Source organism: Halomonas sp., assembly GCF_041689495.1.
Taxonomy (GTDB): Bacteria; Pseudomonadota; Gammaproteobacteria; order Pseudomonadales; family Halomonadaceae; genus Halomonas.
Genome location: NZ_JBDNGD010000134.1, coordinates 1 through 16,000 on the forward strand (window position 1 = coordinate 1; position 16,000 = coordinate 16,000).

Sequence of the window (16,000 nt, forward strand, 5' to 3'; positions counted from 1 at the left end):
CTCGATATGGCCGCGGGTATCGGTGACCTCGAACCAGCGCATGGCGTGCAGGCTCTGCGAGGCCTTGGCGAGGGCGGTGTTGACGGCATCCTCGATACCCTTCTCGGAGGTTCCGGTCAGTTCGATGTGCTTGTAGGTATGCTGGCTCATGCATCACTCCTGTCGGCCGCCGTGAAAACGCGTGGTTGATGGTAGCACTCACTGCTTGATCAGTCTGGCATAGAAAAAGCCATCCTGACTGTCGATGACGGGTAACAATTGGCGACCGGCCCCGCTGGGTCGCCCCCAGGCCACATCGGTCGGCGTGGTGGCCCTGGCATCCGGGGTACGGACCAGGAAGGCCTGGATCTGGTCGGCGTTCTCCTCGGGGAGTACCGAGCAGGTGGCATAGAGCAGGGTGCCACCGGGGCGCAGCAGTGACCAGAGATTATCCAGCAGACGGCCTTGCAGCGCGGCCAGGGCGGGGATGTCCGATGGCCGTCGCAGCCGCTTGATGTCCGGATGGCGGCGGATGACGCCGGTGCCGGAACAGGGCGCATCCAGCAGGATGCTGTCGAAGGGCGTGCCGTCCCACCAGTCCTGTTCGGAGGCATCCCCATGGGCGAGGGTGGCAGTCAGCCCGAGCCGTGTCAGCGCATCCTCTACCCGGGCCAGGCGGACGGCATCGCTGTCGACGGCGTGCAGGTCAATATCGAAGAGCTCGAGCAGATGGGCGGTCTTGCCGCCGGGAGCGCAGCAGGCGTCCAGCACCCGGGACCCGGGGCGGGGAGCGAGTATCGGGCCGAGCAGAACGGCGGTGAGCTGGGCGGCCTCGTCCTGGACACTGACGTTGCCGTCCTCGAAGCCGGGCAGTGCGTGGACATCGCAGGGTGTATCGAGGGTCAGGCCATCCGGGGCATGCAGGCAGAGCCGCGCCGACAGGCCGGCAGCATCCAGGCGATCCAGGTAGGCATCGCGGTCGCCATGACGGCGATTGACCCTGAGTGTCATGGGGCCGGGCTGGTTGTTGGCGTCACAGATGGCGCGCCAGTCATCCGGCCAGGCCTGGCGCAGGGTCTTGAGCAGCCAGGGGGGATGGAGCCATGCGACCGCCGGGTCCTTGTCCACCTCGGCCTCCAGGTCACTGGCCTCGCGCTGCAGTCGGCGCAGGCAACCGTTGAGCACCCGGGTGGCCCAGTCCTTGCCTAGTAACCGCGCTGCGCCGGCGGTCTCACCAACGGCGGCATGAGCGGGTATACGCAGGTAGAGCAACTGGTGGATACCGATGAGCAGCAGGGCCTGGATATCGGCATCGCGGGCCTTGAAGGGTTTGACCAGCAGCTTCTCCGCCAGGGCCTGGAGGCGCGGCAGGGTGCGGCACGTGCCGTAGCAGAGAGCCTTGAACAGGGCTCGGTCGCGGGATACTACCTGGTGGTCATCCAGCTGGGTCAGGGATCCCTTGCCGGTGATCACCGGCACCAATGCACGGGCGGCAGCCGCCCGAAGCGCGAGGCCACCGTCGTTGCGGATGCCCCGGGATGGCGACTTGTCGGTGTGTGCGTCTGGCTTGCTCATGTCGATGTCTCCTCACCCGCCCGGCCGAGGCGTAATCCGACCGGCAGTCGATCCCCACGTGAATTCAGCAAGTCGCGAACCGGCAGAGCCTTGCCGCCGGGCCATTGGGCCTGGGTGACGCGCAGTACCTGGTCACCGGCTGGGCCGCAGGCGATACGCAGGGCCTTGCCATCATGGGCCAGCAGGGTGCCGGGGGAGACCTCAGTGTCTCCCTTCCCGGGGTGCGTGGCCTCGGCCATCAGCAGCCGCAGGCGATCATCACCGAGCCAGCACCAGGCCACCGGCCAGGGATTGAAGGCCCTGACTCGGGCGGCCAGTTCGGCGGCGGGACGGGAAAAGTCCATCTCCGCCTCGATCTTGGAGAGCTTGGCGGCATAGGTCACCCCTTCCGGTGGCTGAGGGGTAGCCGTCAGGGTCCCGGCCGCGAGATCGTCGAGTGCCTCGATGATCGCCTGGCCACCGAGGGCGGCCAGGGTGTCATGGAGTTCGCCGCCGGTGGTGGTCGTGGTGATCGGGGTGCGCCTGGTCAGGAGGATGTCACCGGTGTCCAGCCCCTCGTCCATCTGCATGATGGTCACGCCGCTCTCGGTGTCGCCGGCCTCGATGGCACGCTGAATGGGCGCCGCACCGCGCCAGCGCGGTAGCAGCGAGGCATGGATGTTGAGACAGCCCAGTGCAGGAATCGCCAGCACGGTCCGCGGCAGGATCAGACCATAGGCCGCGACCACCATGACATCGGCCTCCAGGGCGGCGAGTTCGGCGTGAACATCCGCCTCCCTGAGAGTTGCCGGTTGTAGGACCGGTAGTCCGTGTTCGACTGCCAGGGTCTTGACCGGGCCGGGTGTCAGCTTGCGGCCGCGCCCCGCCGGGCGGTCAGGCTGGGTGTAGACGCCGACGACTTGGTGCGCGCTCTTCAATAGCGCCGCCAGGCTTTCGGCAGCGAACGCGGGCGTGCCGGCGAAGATGACGCGAAGGGGTCGGGGCATGGTCTCGGGGCCTGGCCTTGTTGAGGGCTCGTTCATGATAACGGAGCCGGCGAAAACGACGAAGGCCGATGCAGGGTCACATCGGCCTTCGGGACACATGGGCCTGGTGGTCAGGCCTCCTGCATCTGCTTTTGGCGCTTCTGCATCTTCTTCTGTATCCGATCTCGCTTGAGCGCCGAGAGATAGTCCACGAAGAGGATGCCCTCGAGGTGATCGTGTTCGTGTTGTATGCAGTGGGCCAGCAGGCCCTCGGCCTCGAGCTTGTAGGGCCTGCCATCACGATCCAGCGCCTTGAGGTGGACCTTCAGGGCCCGGGGAATATCGGCGTAGTATTCGGGGATCGACAGGCAGCCTTCCAGCATCGGTTCACGTTCGTCCCCGATGGGGGTGACCTCGGGATTGATCAGTACCAGGGGGCTGGACTTGTAGTCGCTGACGTCCATTACGACCACACGGCGATGGATATCCACCTGGGTGGCCGCCAGCCCGATGCCGTTGGCGTCGTACATGGTCTCGATCATGTCGTCGACCAGTTGACGTACCTCGTCGTCGACTGTCTCGACGGCGGCTGCACGGGTCCGCAGCCGCGGATCGGGAAATTCGAGGATGGGTAATTTGGCCATGGCGTTGTGATCACCGTTATGCTGTCATTTACAGAATGACGCTATGCTATGCAGTGCATCCGAGAAGAGCGGAATTCGAAGAGACTCCGTTTGACATTCATTATATCGATAATTCCCGACTATATCATGCCGATGCGGCGCCATGGAGCCGGACATGAGAGGGGAAACGTGGGAGGAGCAGGGATGAAGCAGGTGATACCGGGGGGGATGCTGCGCCGTTGGCTGTCGACGCCGATGAGACGCCTGATGAGGTCGGCATGGGTGGGTCTGGCGATGCTGCTGGGTGCAGGACTGGTCCAGGCCCAGGGATTGAGTTGGGATGATGGGCTGCAAGACGATGCGCCGGACCGTTATACCGTTGTAAGGGGCGATACCCTCTGGGACATCTCCGGGCGTTTCCTTCGCCATCCCTGGCAATGGCCCGAGGTCTGGCAGGTCAATCCGCAGATCCGCAACCCGCACCTGATCTACCCGGGTGATGTGATCTACCTCTACGATTGCAATGGTCGTCCCTGCCTGGGGCTGGAGCGTGGCCAGGGCCAGGTGCGGTTGTCCCCGGAGATTCGCACCATCTCTCACCGTGAGGCGATCGAACCGATACCGCTGGAGGCGATCCGCCAGTTCCTGCGGGACCATCGCGTCGTCGACGATCCCGACAATCTCGACGAGCTGGCCTATGTGGTCGGCGCCGATGATCGTCGCATCCTCAGTGGTGCGGGCGATCGCCTCTATGCCCGCGGTAGCGTGCCGGGAAATGGTCGGGTCGGGTTCTATCGCATCGGAGAGCGATACATCGACTCGGCTTCCGGTGAGTTCCTGGGGCTGGAACTGGAAAGTGTCGGTCAGGCCAGGCCCGAGCGCACTGAAGAGGATATCGTGGTGCTCGAGGTCATTTCCTCGACCCAGGAGGTGCGCAACAACGATATCGTCCTCCCCCTGGAAAGCCGCGAGCTGAATACCGAGTTCTATCCGCATCCGCCGGAGCGGGAGATAGATGGCCACATCCTGGCAGTGCCGGGAGGGATCCGCTTCATCGGCCGCCTGCAGGTCGTCGCTCTGGACCGTGGGCGGCGTGATGGCCTCGAGGCGGGTCATGTGTTGATGGTCGAACAGCAGGGCGAGATGGTCAGCGATCCGCGAACCAGCCAGTCCCTGCGCCTGCCCGGTGAGGAGGCCGGCCTGGTGATGATCTTCAAGCCCTACGAGAAGATGAGTTACGGCCTGGTGATGAGAGCCAGCCGGACGCTTTCCGTGGGTGACCGCGTGCATAATCCGCAGCGTGGCCTCGGCGCCGCCCTGCGCTGAGGTGTCGCGTGTTTCTGGATGACGATTCCCGGCAGGGGGCCCCTGGGGCAACCCTCCAGGCCAGAGAGTGGCTGGCCCTGTTCCACTTGCCCGGCATGGGAAGTCGACAGCTGTCGACCCTTGCCGAGCAGTCGCCGGCCTGGCCCCAGGGCTGGTTGTCGGCCTTGCCCGGCGAGGCGGCCACTGCCCTGCGCCTCTGGCTCGACCATCCGGCCCGTAGCCCCATCACTTCCCGAGTGGAGGCCGACCTGGCCTGGCTGGACGACGGGCCTGACCGTCATCTGCTGCACCCCGGCCATCCCGCCTGGCCTTGGCTGCTCGACGAGATACCCGATCCGCCCCTGCTGCTCTGGGCGCTGGGTGACCTCGAGGCTCTGGTCCCCCCGAAGCTGGCCATGGTCGGCTCGCGTCGCCCGACCCGCGAAGGCCTTGGCAACGCCGCGGCCTTCTCGCGGGAGCTGGCGGCCCGTGGCTGGAGCATCGTCAGTGGCATGGCGCTGGGCATCGATGGTGCCGCCCAGGAGGCTGCGCTGGAGGCCGGCGGCAAGAGTGTGGGGGTGCTGGCCTGTGGCGTTGATGTGGTGTATCCCCCGCGCCACCATCGTCTCCATGAGCGCTTGCAGGCACCCGGTGGCCTGCTGGTTTCCGAACACCCGCCCGGCACCCGGGCACGGGCGGGCTTCTTTCCCCGCCGCAATCGGATCGTGACGGGCCTGTCCCTGGGTGTACTGGTGGTCGAAGCCGCCGAGAGGAGCGGTTCCCTCATCAGTGCCCGCCTGGCGACGGAGCAGAACCGCGAGGTCTTTGCCCTGCCGGGGTCGCTGCACAATCCCCAGTCTCGAGGCTGTCTGCAGTTGATCCGCCAGGGCGCGGTGCTGGTTCGCGAGGTGGACGACATCCTGCTTGAGCTGGTCCAGTGGGCCGCCGTACCCTCCGCCACAACGGCGCTATCACGCTCGGATGAGGCGCCCGAGGATGCCGTCGAGTCCGATGCGCTGCTGCGCTGGCTGAGCAGCTCCCCGACCCCGGTGGACAGCCTGGTGGGGCTCAGCGGCCTGGGCGTCATCGAGTGCCAGCGGCGCCTCATCGAGCTCGAGCTCGAGGGTCGCGTCACCCAGGCCATGGGCGGCTGGATCCGCCTGCCGACACCCTGATGCCCATGGTAGGATATGGCGCCACTTCGGGTACGATGCCCCTGATCTCTACGAAATCCAGCCCACGCAAGGCCCAGCGAACTACCATGACCCAGTCCAGTTCACTCGATGTCGCCGTTGCCGCCCTGCATGCCGGGGGGGTGATCGCCTACCCGACCGAAGCGGTCTGGGGGCTCGGCTGTGATCCGGATAACGACGCCGCCTTGACGCGGCTATTGCGTCTCAAGCGTCGTGACCCGGTCAAGGGAATGATTCTGGTGGCCGCAAGCATCGATCAGTTCGCTCCCTGGCTGGAGGGACTGCCCCTGGGGCTGCATGCTCCCCTGGCGGCGAGCTGGCCCGGTCCCCATACCTGGCTGGTACCGGACAACGGACGCGCCCATGCCCTGGTGCGTGGCGCCCATGATTGCGTCGCCCTGCGAGTCAGTGACCATCCCCTGGTGGCGTCCCTGTGCCGCGCCTTCGGCAAGCCGCTGGTGTCCACCTCGGCCAATCGTGCCGACGAGCCGCCGGCCATGACCGCCGAGGCGATACATGACACCTTCGCCGACCAACTGGATGCCGTGGTCGAGGGTGAGCTCGGCGGCCGCCCACGGCCCAGCACGATCCGCGACCTGGTCACGGGTCAGGTACTGCGGTCCTGACCCCCTGCCCGGTTCTCCATGACGCACCCGGAGGCACCCTTGTCCAACCCCCATCTCGAAGACGTCAAGACCTATCTGCTCGATCTCCAGGATCGTCTCTGCGCTGGCCTCGCCGCCGAGGATGGCGGTCGCTTCCGGGAGGATGCCTGGGAGCGTGAGGAAGGCGGCGGTGGTCGCTCCCGGGTAATCGAGAATGGCGGCGTCTTCGAGAAGGGTGGCGCGAACTTTTCCCATGTCTTCGGTGAACGCCTGCCGCCCTCGGCTACCGCCGCGCGGCCGGAACTGGCCGGGCGGAGCTTCCATGCGGTCGGCGTTTCCTGGGTTCTGCACCCGACCAATCCCCATGTGCCCACCAGCCATGGCAACGTGCGTTTTCTCATCGCCGAGAAGCCGGGGACGGCACCGGTATGGTGGTTCGGCGGCGGCTTCGACCTGACGCCCTTTTATCCGGTGCACGAGGATGTTCTGCACTGGCACCGAGTGGCCCGGGAGGCCTGTCGTCCCTTCGGCGACGACGTCTATCCTCGCTACAAGGCCTGGTGTGACGACTACTTTTACCTGAAGCACCGCGACGAGACGCGTGGTGTCGGCGGCCTCTTCTTCGATGATCTCAACGACTGGAACTTCGAGCAGTGCTTTGCCTTCCAGCGGGCCGTGGGCGATGCCTTCCTCGACGCCTACCTGCCCATCGTGCGTCGCCGCCGCCATGATGCCTGGAACGACCGCGAACGCGACTTCCAGCGCTATCGACGTGGCCGCTACGTGGAGTTCAACCTGGTCTGGGACCGGGGGACCCTCTTCGGTCTGCAGAGCGGTGGGCGCACCGAGTCGATTCTGATGTCGATGCCGCCCCAGGCCAACTGGGCCTATGACTGGCATCCCGAGCCGGGCAGCCCCGAAGCCGTCTTGTATCGAGATTACTTGCGCCCCCGCGATTGGCTGGGGGACATTGCCGAGGAGCGCCCATGACGGACCGCTATTGTGTCTTCGGAAATCCGGTGGCCCACTCGAAGTCACCGGCCATCCATGCCGCCTTTGCCCGCCAGACGGGTGAGGCGATCGAGTACACCGCCATCGAGGCGCCACTGGAGGACTTCGCTGGGGCCTGGCAGCGCTTCGTTGCCGATGGCGGCCGGGGCGCGAATGTGACGGTCCCCTTCAAGGAAGTGGCCTTTCGGCTCTGTGAGGTGCTCAGCCCGCGCGCCCGACGTGCCGGGGCGGTGAATACCCTGATCCTTGGCGGCAACGGCAAGAGCAAGGATTTCAAGGTCTATGGTGACACGACCGATGGCGTGGGTCTGGTCAGGGATCTCCAGCGCAACGGCATCACCCTGGCCGGGGCTCGTGTGCTGGTGCTGGGTGCCGGTGGCGCCGTGCGTGGAGTGCTCGACCCCTTGCTCAAGGCGTCGCCGGCAAGCCTGCTGATCGCCAACCGCACCGCCGGCAAGGCTCAGGGTCTGGCCGGGGATTTCGCTGATCTGGGATCCATCCACGGCGGTGGCTTCAGCGCCGTGGATGGCCCCTACGACCTGGTGATCAATGGCACCAGCGCCAGCCTGGCCGGCGACCTGCCGCCCCTGCCGGAGGCTATCTTTGCCGAAGGCGCGACGGCCTATGACATGATGTATGGGGCCGAGCCCACGGTGTTCCTGCGCTGGTCGGCCGAGCGTGGTGCTCACTGCCTGGATGGTCTGGGGATGCTGGTCGAGCAGGCCGCCGAGTCGTTCTTCCAGTGGCGCAGCAAGCGCCCGGCGACTGGGCCTGTGCTTGACATGCTCAGGCGCTCGCTATGATCAGCTGGACAGCAGCGGTAGGCCCGGCAAGCAACAGCGCATCGGGCGTTGGCCTGCAGTGGGCCGGTCACGCCGACGGCCCATGATCAACGCCGTTTCGTGTACAGCGCCAGCAAGCACAGCACCACGCCGGCCACCGACAGCAGCATGCCGCCGTTGACCAGCCAGGGATGCCGGTCGAGCCAGGAAGCGAAGGGTTGGGGCGTGTCACGGCATATGCCTGCCAGATAGTCCCAGTGGCCTCCCGCCAGGGTGCATTCGCGCACGTCTCCCAGTTCCCAGAAGTAGACGCCCATCAACACCAGAATGGGCAGGATCAACAGCAGTAGTCCGAGCTTGAGCATTCGTCGTCCGTGTCAGTGGATGGTGGCGTTCAGGGCCTCGGGCAATTCGGCCTACGCCCCGCCTGCTGATAGCGAGCCAGGGCGTTGTCCATGTTCCCCTGCAGGATGCCCATGCGCTGTCCCTGGCTGGGGTGACTCGACATCCAGACCGGTGGTCGGGCGCCGCCAGCGGCCTGCATGTTTTCCCAGAGGGCGATGCTGGCCCTCGGGTCGAAACCGGCATCAGCCATCAGGGTCAGGCCGATGACGTCGGCCTCGCTCTCGTGGCGCCGCGAGAAGGGCAGCAGGATGCCATATTGGGCGCCGGCCCCGAGCAGCCCCATCATCTGTTGGCCCTGGGCCCCCTGGAGGCCCGCTGACGACGCGAGGACGCTCATCCCTATCTGGGTCGCCGACTGAGTAGAGGCGCGCTCGTTGGCGTGCCTGGCCAGCACATGGGCAATCTCGTGGCCGATCACCGCAGCCAGCTGATCCTGGTTGGTGGCAACATCCAGCAGACCGGTATGGATGCCCATGTAGCCGCCGGGCAGGGCGAAGGCATTGGCCGAGTCGTCATTGAAGACCCGGATCTGCCAGTTTTTGTTGCGATCGCGTCCCGAGAGGGTGTTGATCATGGCGCCGGCAACACACTCGGCATAGCGCTGATGGGCGCCACCCACGACGCTCAGATCACGGTTGTACTGGGCGAAGGCCTGCTGGCCCATCTGGTTGAGTTGCTCGTCCGAGTACAGGGTGAACTGCTGCCGGCCTGTGGGAGAGGTGGTACAGGCGGTCAGGGCGAGGGTCAGGGCGCCTGCGATGAGGCATTGCATCCAGTGCATGGGGTCTTCCTCCTTGGTCAGGAATCCTTTGACTCTGGACGGGGCTCCAAGGTTCGTCACAAGATACGCCGTCTGCAAGATCAATCGTGAAACAGGGAGATAGGGAGATAACCTCATGGACGCCGAATTGACGCGTCGCCTGCTGAACCTGCTGGATCATGTCGAACATTGGTTGCCGCCGCCCCCCCAGGAGGTCGACTGGGATCGCGATATCGCGGCGCTCTGGCAACGCCACTCCCTGGGCGGGCGACTCCTGCCGGTCCCGCCGCGAGACGCCTTGTGCCTGGATGATCTGCTCGGCATCGAGCGACAGAAGCTGGCGCTCATGGACAATACCCGGGCCTTCCTCCAGGGGTTGCCGGCGAACCATGCCCTCTTGTGGGGGTCCAGGGGGAGCGGCAAGTCGTCCCTGATCCGTGCCCTGCTGAACAGCCTATCCTCCGAGGGGTTACGGCTGGTGCAGGTCGATCGCCACGACCTCTCTGGCCTGCCCATGCTGGTGGAGCAGCTTCGCCACCAGCCCCATCGCTTCGTGGTCTATTGCGATGACCTCTCCTTCGAGGGGCATGACGATGCCTACAAGGCGTTGAAGAGTGTGCTGGATGGCGCCCTGACCGGGCCGCCACCCAATGTGCTGCTCTATGCCACGTCCAACCGTCGGCACCTCTTGCCGGAAGCGATGAGTGACAATGAGGGCTCGCGCCTGGTGGGCGATGAGTTGCATCATGGCGATGCCGTGGAGGAGAAGATCTCGCTCTCCGACCGCTTCGGCCTCTGGCTGGGCTTCCATCCCTTCAACCAGGACGTCTATCTGGAGGCGTGCTGCCACTGGGTGACACAACTGGGTCGTGCCAGCGACTGGACCCCCGAGGCCCGCGCGGATGCCATCCGCTTCGCGACCCTGCGGGGTGGGCGAAGCGGCCGCGGTGCCTGGCAGTTCGCCTCCCACTGGATAGGCAAGCGCCGCCTGCACGCGCCTTAGCGGCGGCGGCTGTTGCGTGCCTCCTTGGTGCGTCCCAGTTCACGCTTCTTGGCCTTCTCCCGGTCGCTGGCATCGGCCATGCTGTCGAAGGGGTTCTTGCCCGAGCGGAACTCGAAACGCAGCGGGGTGCCGCGCACCTTCAATACCTTGCGGAAGGTGTTGGTCAGAAAGCGGCGATAGGCCTCGGGAAGCGAGCCGGTCTGGTTGCCGTGGACCACGATGATCGGCGGGTTGCTGCCGCCCTGGTGGGCCATGCGCAGCTTGATGCGCCGCCCCTGGACCAAGGGTGGCTGGTGCTGGGCGACGGCGTCCTGGAGGATGGACGTCAGGCGGTTGGTCGACCAGTGGCTGTTGGCCGAGGCGAAGGCCCGCTCGATGGACGGATAGAGGTCACCGACGCCGGTGCCGTGCAGTGCCGAGATGAAGTGCATCTCGGCGTAGTCGGCGAAGCCCAGGCGACGCTTGATCTCGCTGCGCATCTTCTCCTTGGCCTCGTGCTCCAGGCCATCCCACTTGTTCACCGCCAGCACCAGGGCACGGCCGCTGGTGAGCACATAGTCGAGCAGATGCAGGTCCTGTTCCACCAGTCCGGTGCGGGCGTCGAGTACCACCACGGCGACGTGGCATTCCTTGATGGCCTCGAGTGTCTTGATGATCGAGAACTTCTCGGCGATCTCGCTGACATTCTTGCGGCGGCGCACCCCCGCCGTGTCCACCAGCACATAGGGCTTGCCGCGGCGCTCGAAGGGGATCTCGATGGCGTCGCGGGTCGTACCCGCTTCATCGAACACCACCACCCGCTCCTCCCCGAGCAGGCGGTTGACCAGGGTCGATTTGCCCACATTGGGGCGGCCGATGACGCCGATCCGGATTCCCTTGGTGCCGGTGTCGGCGGGAATACTCTCGTCGCGTTCGGGGAAGGGCTCGAGCACCACCTCGATGAGGCTGGTTACATTGCGGCCATGAGCGGCGGCGATGGGATGCGGGTCGCCGAGCCCGAGTTGCCAGAAATCGGCCATGGCGCTGTACTCTTCCAGGCCATCGACCTTGTTGACCACCAGCCAGGTCTTCTTCTGGTTGACGCGAAGGTGGTTGGCAATGGCCTCGTCGGCCACATGCAGACCGGCCCGGGCATCGACCATGAAGAGCACGATGTCGGCCTCGTCGATGGCCTGCATGGACTGTTCGGCCATGGCCGCGTCGATCCCGTCCTCGTCACCGCTGATACCGCCCGTATCGATCACCGTGTAGGCCTTGTCGCCGAGCATGCCATTACCGTACTTGCGGTCGCGGGTGAGGCCGGGAAAATCGGCCACCAGGGCATCCCGGGAGCGGGTCAGGCGGTTGAACAGGGTCGACTTGCCGACATTGGGCCGACCGACCAGGGCGATCACGGGTGTCATCGGATATCCAGGGCCTCGAGCCGGCCGTCATTGGCCAGGACGATGATTTGCCGGCCTTCGGTCAGCGGACGAACACTGATGCCCGAACTGTCGATGCGGGTACGCCCGGTGAGCTCGCCGCTGCGGACATCGATCAGGTGCAGATACCCTTCGAAATCCCCGACTACCAGGTTGCCGCCTGCGAAGGCCGGCGCCGTGAGGCGGCGGCCTTCCAGATCGCTGTTGCGCCAGATCTCGTTGCCGTTGTCGGCATTCAGGGCCAGGATCTGGCTGGTCTCGTCGACGGTGAGCAGCACGTCGCCAACGATGATCGGTGTCAGGTAGCTGGAATGCTCGCGTTCCCACAGCACCTCGCCGCTGGTGGATACCAGGGCGACCAGGCGACCGTTGTAGCTGGTCACGAAGAGCCGGCCATCGGGGGTCAACACCGGCTGGCCGGCCAGGTCGACCAGGCGCTCGATATCGCTGCGCCCGCGGGGAACGGCGATGACCATGTCCATCAGCGGTTGACCGCTGCGGTTGTCCAGGGTGACCAGGCGGCCGTTTGGCTGGCCGACGAAGGTGACAGGGTCGATGACCCGGGGAGTGGCGTTGCTGCGCAGGCTCAGGGAAGGCTGTGAGGACGTGTAGACCCAGCGCTCGTCGCCGCTGGCCCGGTCCAGCGCAGTGACGCTGCCGTCCACGCTCTGGACCACGAGCAGCGCCTGATTGGCCTGCGGGGCCGCGAGCACCTCGCTGGGCACCCGGGCACGCCAGAGGACCTCGCCGTCGTTCTGGTCGACCGCCAGGACCTCACCGTTGCGGGTGCCAAGGTACACCTCTCCGGCAACGGCCGTGAGGCCACTGGAAACCGCCACGTCCAGGTCCTGCTGCCAGCGGCGATTGCCATTGGCGGCGTCGAAGGCCATCAGTCGCCCACCTTCGTCGGCAGCGAACACCAGGCCACCTTCCCTCGCCGGGGCAATGGGATAGTTGGCCCGGCCCAGTCCACTGCCGGCATTCTGGCTCCAGAGGGTCTCCAGGCCGACCCTTGCATCGAAGCTGCGCAGTTCCTTGGGCGGATTCTGCGGTTCCACCTTGCCGGCACAGCCCGCCAGGAGGGCGAGACTCGCGATGGCGGCGATCAGGAAGGTCGGTTTCATAGTGTGGCCTCTTCATAGCCCAGGTTGTCGAGCTTGAGCTGTACCCCGTACAGCGGCTGATCACGCGCCTCGGAGAGGCTCAGAGCCTCTTGCCAGGCGTCGTTGGCATCATCGTCGTTGCCCAGGGCGTGGTGGGCATCGCCGCGCACATTCGCACGCTCGGCGGCGAGGGAATCGGGGATGCCCGTCTCGAGCATGGAAATGGCCGCTTCGGGATCCCCGTCGGCGATCAGCAATCTCGACAGGCGCAATCTGGCCACGCCCTGTACATAGTCGCGATCGGAAGCATCGAGGACCGCTTCGAGGGCGTCACGGGCTCCGACCTGGTCACCCTGGGCCACCGCCAGGCGAGCGTCGATCAGCCTGGCCAGGTCGGCATAGAGCGTCTTGCCGTGGTTGTCGATGATCTCGACCACCAGCTCGCGGGCCTGACCGATGCTGGCCTCATCCGGCTCGGTGCCGGCGGTCAGGTTGATCAACTGTTGGTAGCGCATGGAGGCGGCCTCGGCCTCGTTTGCCTGGTAGTCCTGCCAGGTATTCCAGCCCAGTATCCCGGCGCCAGCAATGGCCACGCCCGCGATCAGCGAAATGCCGTTTTCCTTCCACCAACGCTTGATGGCATCAAGCTGCTCTTCCTCGGTTCTCAACTCCGCCACGGGCGGTCTCCTCCTATCCGGATACGGTTCCGGGGCCCTGGCAATGCAGGGGATGGTCGCCAGGCACTGGGCCGGGGCCCCGGGGTAGTGTCTCGATCAGGCGCCTTCATCGACCAGCAGGTCGCTCAGGGTGTCGATCAGCGCCTCCTGGTCAAGGCTCAGCTGGTCGCGATCGTCGCGCAGGAACTTGAGTGTTGCCTTGCCGGTCGCCACTTCGTCCTCGCCGACCAGCAGCGCCAGGCGAGCCCCGCTCTTGTCGGCCTTCTTGATACGGCTCTTGAAACTGCCGCCACCACAATGCAACTGGGCCCTCAGGCCGGGGAGTGCGTTGCGCAGCCGCTCTGCCAGCAGCAGGGTCTGGCGTGTGCCGCTGTCATCCACGGGAAGCAGGTAGAGATCCAGGCGGCCAAGGGCGCTTTCGGGCACCAGGGCCAGGGTCTCGAGCAGCAGGATCAGCCGCTCGATGCCCAGGGCGAAGCCCACCGCGGGTGTCGGCTTGCCGCCCAGCTGTTCCACCAGGGCATCGTAGCGGCCACCGGCGCAGATGGTACCCTGGCTGCCCAGTGCTGTGGTGGTCCACTCGAAGACGGTGCGACCATAGTAATCCAGTCCCCGCACCAGGCGTGGGTTGATCACATAGTCTATACCGGCGGCATCGAGCAGCGCGCAGAGTTGTTCGAAGTGGGCGCGGGAGTCGTCGTCCAGATGGTCGATGAGTCGTGGGGCATCGGCCAGCATCCCGGCCATGTCCGGGTTCTTGGAATCCAGGATACGCAGCGGGTTGCTGGTCAGACGGCGACGGGAGTCCTCGTCGAGTTGCTCGTGATGCTGCTCGAAATAGGCCATCAGGGTCTCCCGGTAGGCGGCCCGTGCCTCCGTTGCGCCCAGGGAGTTGAGTTCCAGGGTCACCTGCTCGAAGAGACCGAGCTGCTTCCATAACCTGGCCGACAGCAGGATCACCTCGGCATCGATGTCCGGGCCCTCGAGGCCGAAGGTCTCCACACCCACCTGATGGAACTGGCGATAGCGGCCCTTCTGGGGGCGCTCATGGCGGAACATCGGGCCCTGGTACCAGAGGCGCTGGGTCTGATTGTGCAGCAGGCCGTGTTCGATGGCGGCACGTACGCAGCTCGCCGTGCCCTCGGGGCGCAGGGTCAGGCTGTCGCCGTTGCGGTCCTCGAAGGTGTACATCTCCTTCTCGACGATATCGGTGACCTCGCCGATGGAACGGGCGAAGAGAGCCGTCTGCTCGACGATGGGGGTGCGGATCTCGTCGTAGCCATAGCGCTGCATCAGGAGGCGGACCTGGCCCTCGACGTATTGCCACAGGACCGACTGGTCGGGCAGCAGATCGTTCATGCCACGTATGGCCTGAATCTTCTTGTTCGAGGCATTCCTGCTCGGCGCCTTGTGACTCGATGGGGACTGGCTCACTGCATGCTCCTTGGGTCGCCCGGCTCAGTGGCCGCGGGCGATCAGATCCTGTTCGGCCTGCTGCTTCTTGCGGACCCGGTCGCGGATCAGGCGTTCAAGGTCGTCGACCAGATGGTCGTTGCGCAGCTTGCTGGCCGGCTTGCCGTCGATGTAGACGAGGTTGGCCGGGCTGCCGCCGGTCAGGCCGATATCGACTTGCTTGGCCTCGCCGGGGCCATTGACCACGCAGCCGATGACCGAGACGTCCAGCGGGGTCATGACATCCTCGAGGCGCTCCTCCAGGGCGTTCAGGGTGCCGATGACGTCAAAGTTCTGGCGCGAGCAGCTGGGGCAGGCGATGAAGTTGATACCCTTGCTGCGCAGGCGCAGGCTCTTGAGCATGTCGAACCCGACCTTGATCTCCTCGACCGGGTCGGCGGCCAGCGACACGCGGATGGTGTCGCCGATGCCGTCCATCAGCAGCATGCCCAGTCCGATGGACGACTTGACGGTGCCCGAGCGCAGGCCGCCGGCCTCGGTTATCCCCAAGTGCAGCGGTTGCTCGATGCGCCTGGCCAGGTCGCGGTAGGCGGCGACGGCCATGAAGACGTTAGAGGCCTTGACGCTGACCTTGAAGTCCGGGAAGTCGAGGCGTTCGAGGTGATCGATATGGCGCATCGCCGATTCCACCAGGGCCGCCGGCGTGGGCTCACCGTATTTCTTCTGCAGGTCCTTCTCCAGTGAACCGGCGTTGACGCCGATGCGGATCGGGATGCCGTTGTCTCGCGCGGCGCTGACCACGGCGCGGACGCGCTCTTCCTTGCCGATATTGCCGGGATTGATGCGCAGGCAGTCGACACCGAGCTCGGCGACGCGCAGGGCAATCTTGTAATCGAAGTGGATGTCGGCGACCAGCGGGACCTCGACTTCGCGCTTGATGCGGCCGAAGGCCTCGGCGGCGTCCATGTCGGGGACCGAGACCCGCACGATGTCGGCGCCGGCGGCCTCGAGCTGGCGGATCTGGCCTACGGTGGCGGCCACGTCCAGGGTGTCGGTGTTGGTCATGCTCTGCACGGAGATGGGAGCGCCCCCACCCACAGCAACCTTGCCGACATGGATCTGACGTGACGTGCGACGAATGATGGGCGATTGGGAATGCATGGCGACTTGATTATTCTCC

17 protein-coding genes are annotated in these 16,000 nt (G+C 65.6%); 6 read left to right on the forward strand and 11 right to left on the reverse strand.

Features of this window, described 5'->3' with window-relative positions; genetic code table 11:
- The 4 genes from ACESMD_RS04450 to def form a co-directional block, all read right to left on the reverse strand.
- Window positions 1-150: dodecin (locus ACESMD_RS04450; protein WP_372610743.1), on the reverse strand; the 150-nt coding region annotated here is incomplete at its 3' end.
- A 48-nt stretch (window positions 151-198) separates the two neighbouring features.
- Window positions 199-1,554, reverse strand: coding sequence for a 16S rRNA (cytosine(967)-C(5))-methyltransferase RsmB (gene rsmB, locus ACESMD_RS04455; RefSeq protein ID WP_372610716.1), 1,356 nt, complete (start codon window positions 1,552-1,554; stop codon window positions 199-201).
- Complete coding sequence (gene fmt / locus ACESMD_RS04460) at window positions 1,551-2,540, reverse strand: methionyl-tRNA formyltransferase (protein WP_372610718.1); 990 nt, start codon at window positions 2,538-2,540, stop codon at window positions 1,551-1,553. Before fmt ends, rsmB begins: the two co-directional genes overlap by 4 nt.
- Window positions 2,541-2,650: 110 nt before the next feature.
- On the reverse strand, window positions 2,651-3,163 hold the full coding sequence (def, locus tag ACESMD_RS04465; protein ID WP_372610720.1) for a peptide deformylase: 513 nt from the start codon (window positions 3,161-3,163) through the stop codon (window positions 2,651-2,653).
- A gap of 183 nt (window positions 3,164-3,346) precedes the next feature.
- Between def and ACESMD_RS04470 the strand changes: the two genes are divergently transcribed.
- From ACESMD_RS04470 to aroE, 5 genes are all read left to right on the forward strand, one after another.
- A complete protein-coding gene (locus tag ACESMD_RS04470; protein ID WP_372610721.1) occupies window positions 3,347-4,468 on the forward strand; it encodes a LysM peptidoglycan-binding domain-containing protein in 1,122 nt (373 codons plus the stop codon).
- 95 nt (window positions 4,469-4,563) lie between these two features.
- Window positions 4,564-5,622: a DNA-processing protein DprA gene (dprA, locus tag ACESMD_RS04475; protein ID WP_372610745.1), complete on the forward strand. Its 1,059-nt coding sequence runs from the start codon at window positions 4,564-4,566 to the stop codon at window positions 5,620-5,622.
- A gap of 86 nt (window positions 5,623-5,708) precedes the next feature.
- Complete coding sequence (locus tag ACESMD_RS04480) at window positions 5,709-6,266, forward strand: L-threonylcarbamoyladenylate synthase (RefSeq protein WP_372610723.1); 558 nt, start codon at window positions 5,709-5,711, stop codon at window positions 6,264-6,266.
- A 39-nt stretch (window positions 6,267-6,305) separates the two neighbouring features.
- The gene (gene hemF / locus ACESMD_RS04485) at window positions 6,306-7,235 is read left to right on the forward strand and encodes an oxygen-dependent coproporphyrinogen oxidase (RefSeq protein WP_372610725.1); all 930 of its coding nucleotides are present in this window, start codon (window positions 6,306-6,308) and stop codon (window positions 7,233-7,235) included.
- The gene (gene aroE, locus ACESMD_RS04490) at window positions 7,232-8,059 is read left to right on the forward strand and encodes a shikimate dehydrogenase (protein WP_372610727.1); all 828 of its coding nucleotides are present in this window, start codon (window positions 7,232-7,234) and stop codon (window positions 8,057-8,059) included. The genes hemF and aroE overlap by 4 nt, the downstream gene beginning before the upstream one ends.
- An 86-nt stretch (window positions 8,060-8,145) precedes the next feature.
- On the opposite strand, the gene ACESMD_RS04495 is transcribed toward aroE, so the two are convergent.
- Together ACESMD_RS04495 and ACESMD_RS04500 are read right to left on the reverse strand one after the other, a co-directional pair.
- A complete protein-coding gene (locus tag ACESMD_RS04495; protein ID WP_372610729.1) occupies window positions 8,146-8,403 on the reverse strand; it encodes a hypothetical protein in 258 nt (85 codons plus the stop codon).
- Between the two features lie 29 nt (window positions 8,404-8,432).
- Entirely contained in the window at window positions 8,433-9,224 is a 792-nt protein-coding gene (locus ACESMD_RS04500; protein ID WP_372610731.1) for a M48 family metallopeptidase, read from the reverse strand.
- Window positions 9,225-9,339: 115 nt separating this feature from the next.
- Here ACESMD_RS04500 and ACESMD_RS04505 point away from each other — a divergent pair, with 115 nt between their 5' ends.
- The gene (locus tag ACESMD_RS04505) at window positions 9,340-10,206 is read left to right on the forward strand and encodes an ATP-binding protein (RefSeq protein WP_372610733.1); all 867 of its coding nucleotides are present in this window, start codon (window positions 9,340-9,342) and stop codon (window positions 10,204-10,206) included.
- On the opposite strand, the gene der is transcribed toward ACESMD_RS04505, so the two are convergent.
- The 5 genes from der to ispG all read right to left on the reverse strand — a co-directional run bounded on the left by der (window position 10,203) and on the right by ispG (window position 15,981).
- Window positions 10,203-11,609, reverse strand: coding sequence for a ribosome biogenesis GTPase Der (gene der / locus ACESMD_RS04510; protein ID WP_372610735.1), 1,407 nt, complete (start codon window positions 11,607-11,609; stop codon window positions 10,203-10,205). The two genes, ACESMD_RS04505 and der, sit on opposite strands and share 4 nt — an antisense overlap.
- Window positions 11,606-12,751 carry an outer membrane protein assembly factor BamB gene (bamB, locus tag ACESMD_RS04515; protein ID WP_372610737.1) on the reverse strand — a complete coding sequence of 382 codons (1,146 nt, stop codon included), beginning with the start codon at window positions 12,749-12,751 and terminating at the stop codon, window positions 11,606-11,608. The genes der and bamB overlap by 4 nt, the downstream gene beginning before the upstream one ends.
- Complete coding sequence (locus ACESMD_RS04520) at window positions 12,748-13,407, reverse strand: YfgM family protein (protein WP_372610739.1); 660 nt, start codon at window positions 13,405-13,407, stop codon at window positions 12,748-12,750. The genes bamB and ACESMD_RS04520 overlap by 4 nt, the downstream gene beginning before the upstream one ends.
- A gap of 96 nt (window positions 13,408-13,503) precedes the next feature.
- Window positions 13,504-14,841 carry a histidine--tRNA ligase gene (hisS, locus tag ACESMD_RS04525; RefSeq protein ID WP_372610741.1) on the reverse strand — a complete coding sequence of 446 codons (1,338 nt, stop codon included), beginning with the start codon at window positions 14,839-14,841 and terminating at the stop codon, window positions 13,504-13,506.
- A 24-nt stretch (window positions 14,842-14,865) separates the two neighbouring features.
- Window positions 14,866-15,981 carry a flavodoxin-dependent (E)-4-hydroxy-3-methylbut-2-enyl-diphosphate synthase gene (ispG, locus tag ACESMD_RS04530; protein WP_372610747.1) on the reverse strand — a complete coding sequence of 372 codons (1,116 nt, stop codon included), beginning with the start codon at window positions 15,979-15,981 and terminating at the stop codon, window positions 14,866-14,868.
- Window positions 15,982-16,000 lie beyond the last annotated feature (19 nt).

What these genes read in the sequence shown, in the direction of transcription:
- bamB (WP_372610737.1), bottom strand. Translation starts at nt 12,751, where the DNA reads ATGAAACCGACCTTCCTGATCGCCGCCATCGCGAGTCTCGCCCTCCTG.
- def (WP_372610720.1), bottom strand. Translation starts at nt 3,163, where the DNA reads ATGGCCAAATTACCCATCCTCGAATTTCCCGATCCGCGGCTGCGGACC.
- rsmB (WP_372610716.1), bottom strand. Translation starts at nt 1,554, where the DNA reads ATGAGCAAGCCAGACGCACACACCGACAAGTCGCCATCCCGGGGCATC.
- aroE (WP_372610727.1), top strand. Translation starts at nt 7,232, where the DNA reads ATGACGGACCGCTATTGTGTCTTCGGAAATCCGGTGGCCCACTCGAAG.
- ispG (WP_372610747.1), bottom strand. Translation starts at nt 15,981, where the DNA reads ATGCATTCCCAATCGCCCATCATTCGTCGCACGTCACGTCAGATCCAT.
- ACESMD_RS04500 (WP_372610731.1), bottom strand. Translation starts at nt 9,224, where the DNA reads ATGCACTGGATGCAATGCCTCATCGCAGGCGCCCTGACCCTCGCCCTG.
- ACESMD_RS04495 (WP_372610729.1), bottom strand. Translation starts at nt 8,403, where the DNA reads ATGCTCAAGCTCGGACTACTGCTGTTGATCCTGCCCATTCTGGTGTTG.
- ACESMD_RS04480 (WP_372610723.1), top strand. Translation starts at nt 5,709, where the DNA reads ATGACCCAGTCCAGTTCACTCGATGTCGCCGTTGCCGCCCTGCATGCC.
- der (WP_372610735.1), bottom strand. Translation starts at nt 11,609, where the DNA reads ATGACACCCGTGATCGCCCTGGTCGGTCGGCCCAATGTCGGCAAGTCG.
- ACESMD_RS04470 (WP_372610721.1), top strand. Translation starts at nt 3,347, where the DNA reads ATGAAGCAGGTGATACCGGGGGGGATGCTGCGCCGTTGGCTGTCGACG.
- dprA (WP_372610745.1), top strand. Translation starts at nt 4,564, where the DNA reads ATGGGAAGTCGACAGCTGTCGACCCTTGCCGAGCAGTCGCCGGCCTGG.
- fmt (WP_372610718.1), bottom strand. Translation starts at nt 2,540, where the DNA reads ATGCCCCGACCCCTTCGCGTCATCTTCGCCGGCACGCCCGCGTTCGCT.
- ACESMD_RS04505 (WP_372610733.1), top strand. Translation starts at nt 9,340, where the DNA reads ATGGACGCCGAATTGACGCGTCGCCTGCTGAACCTGCTGGATCATGTC.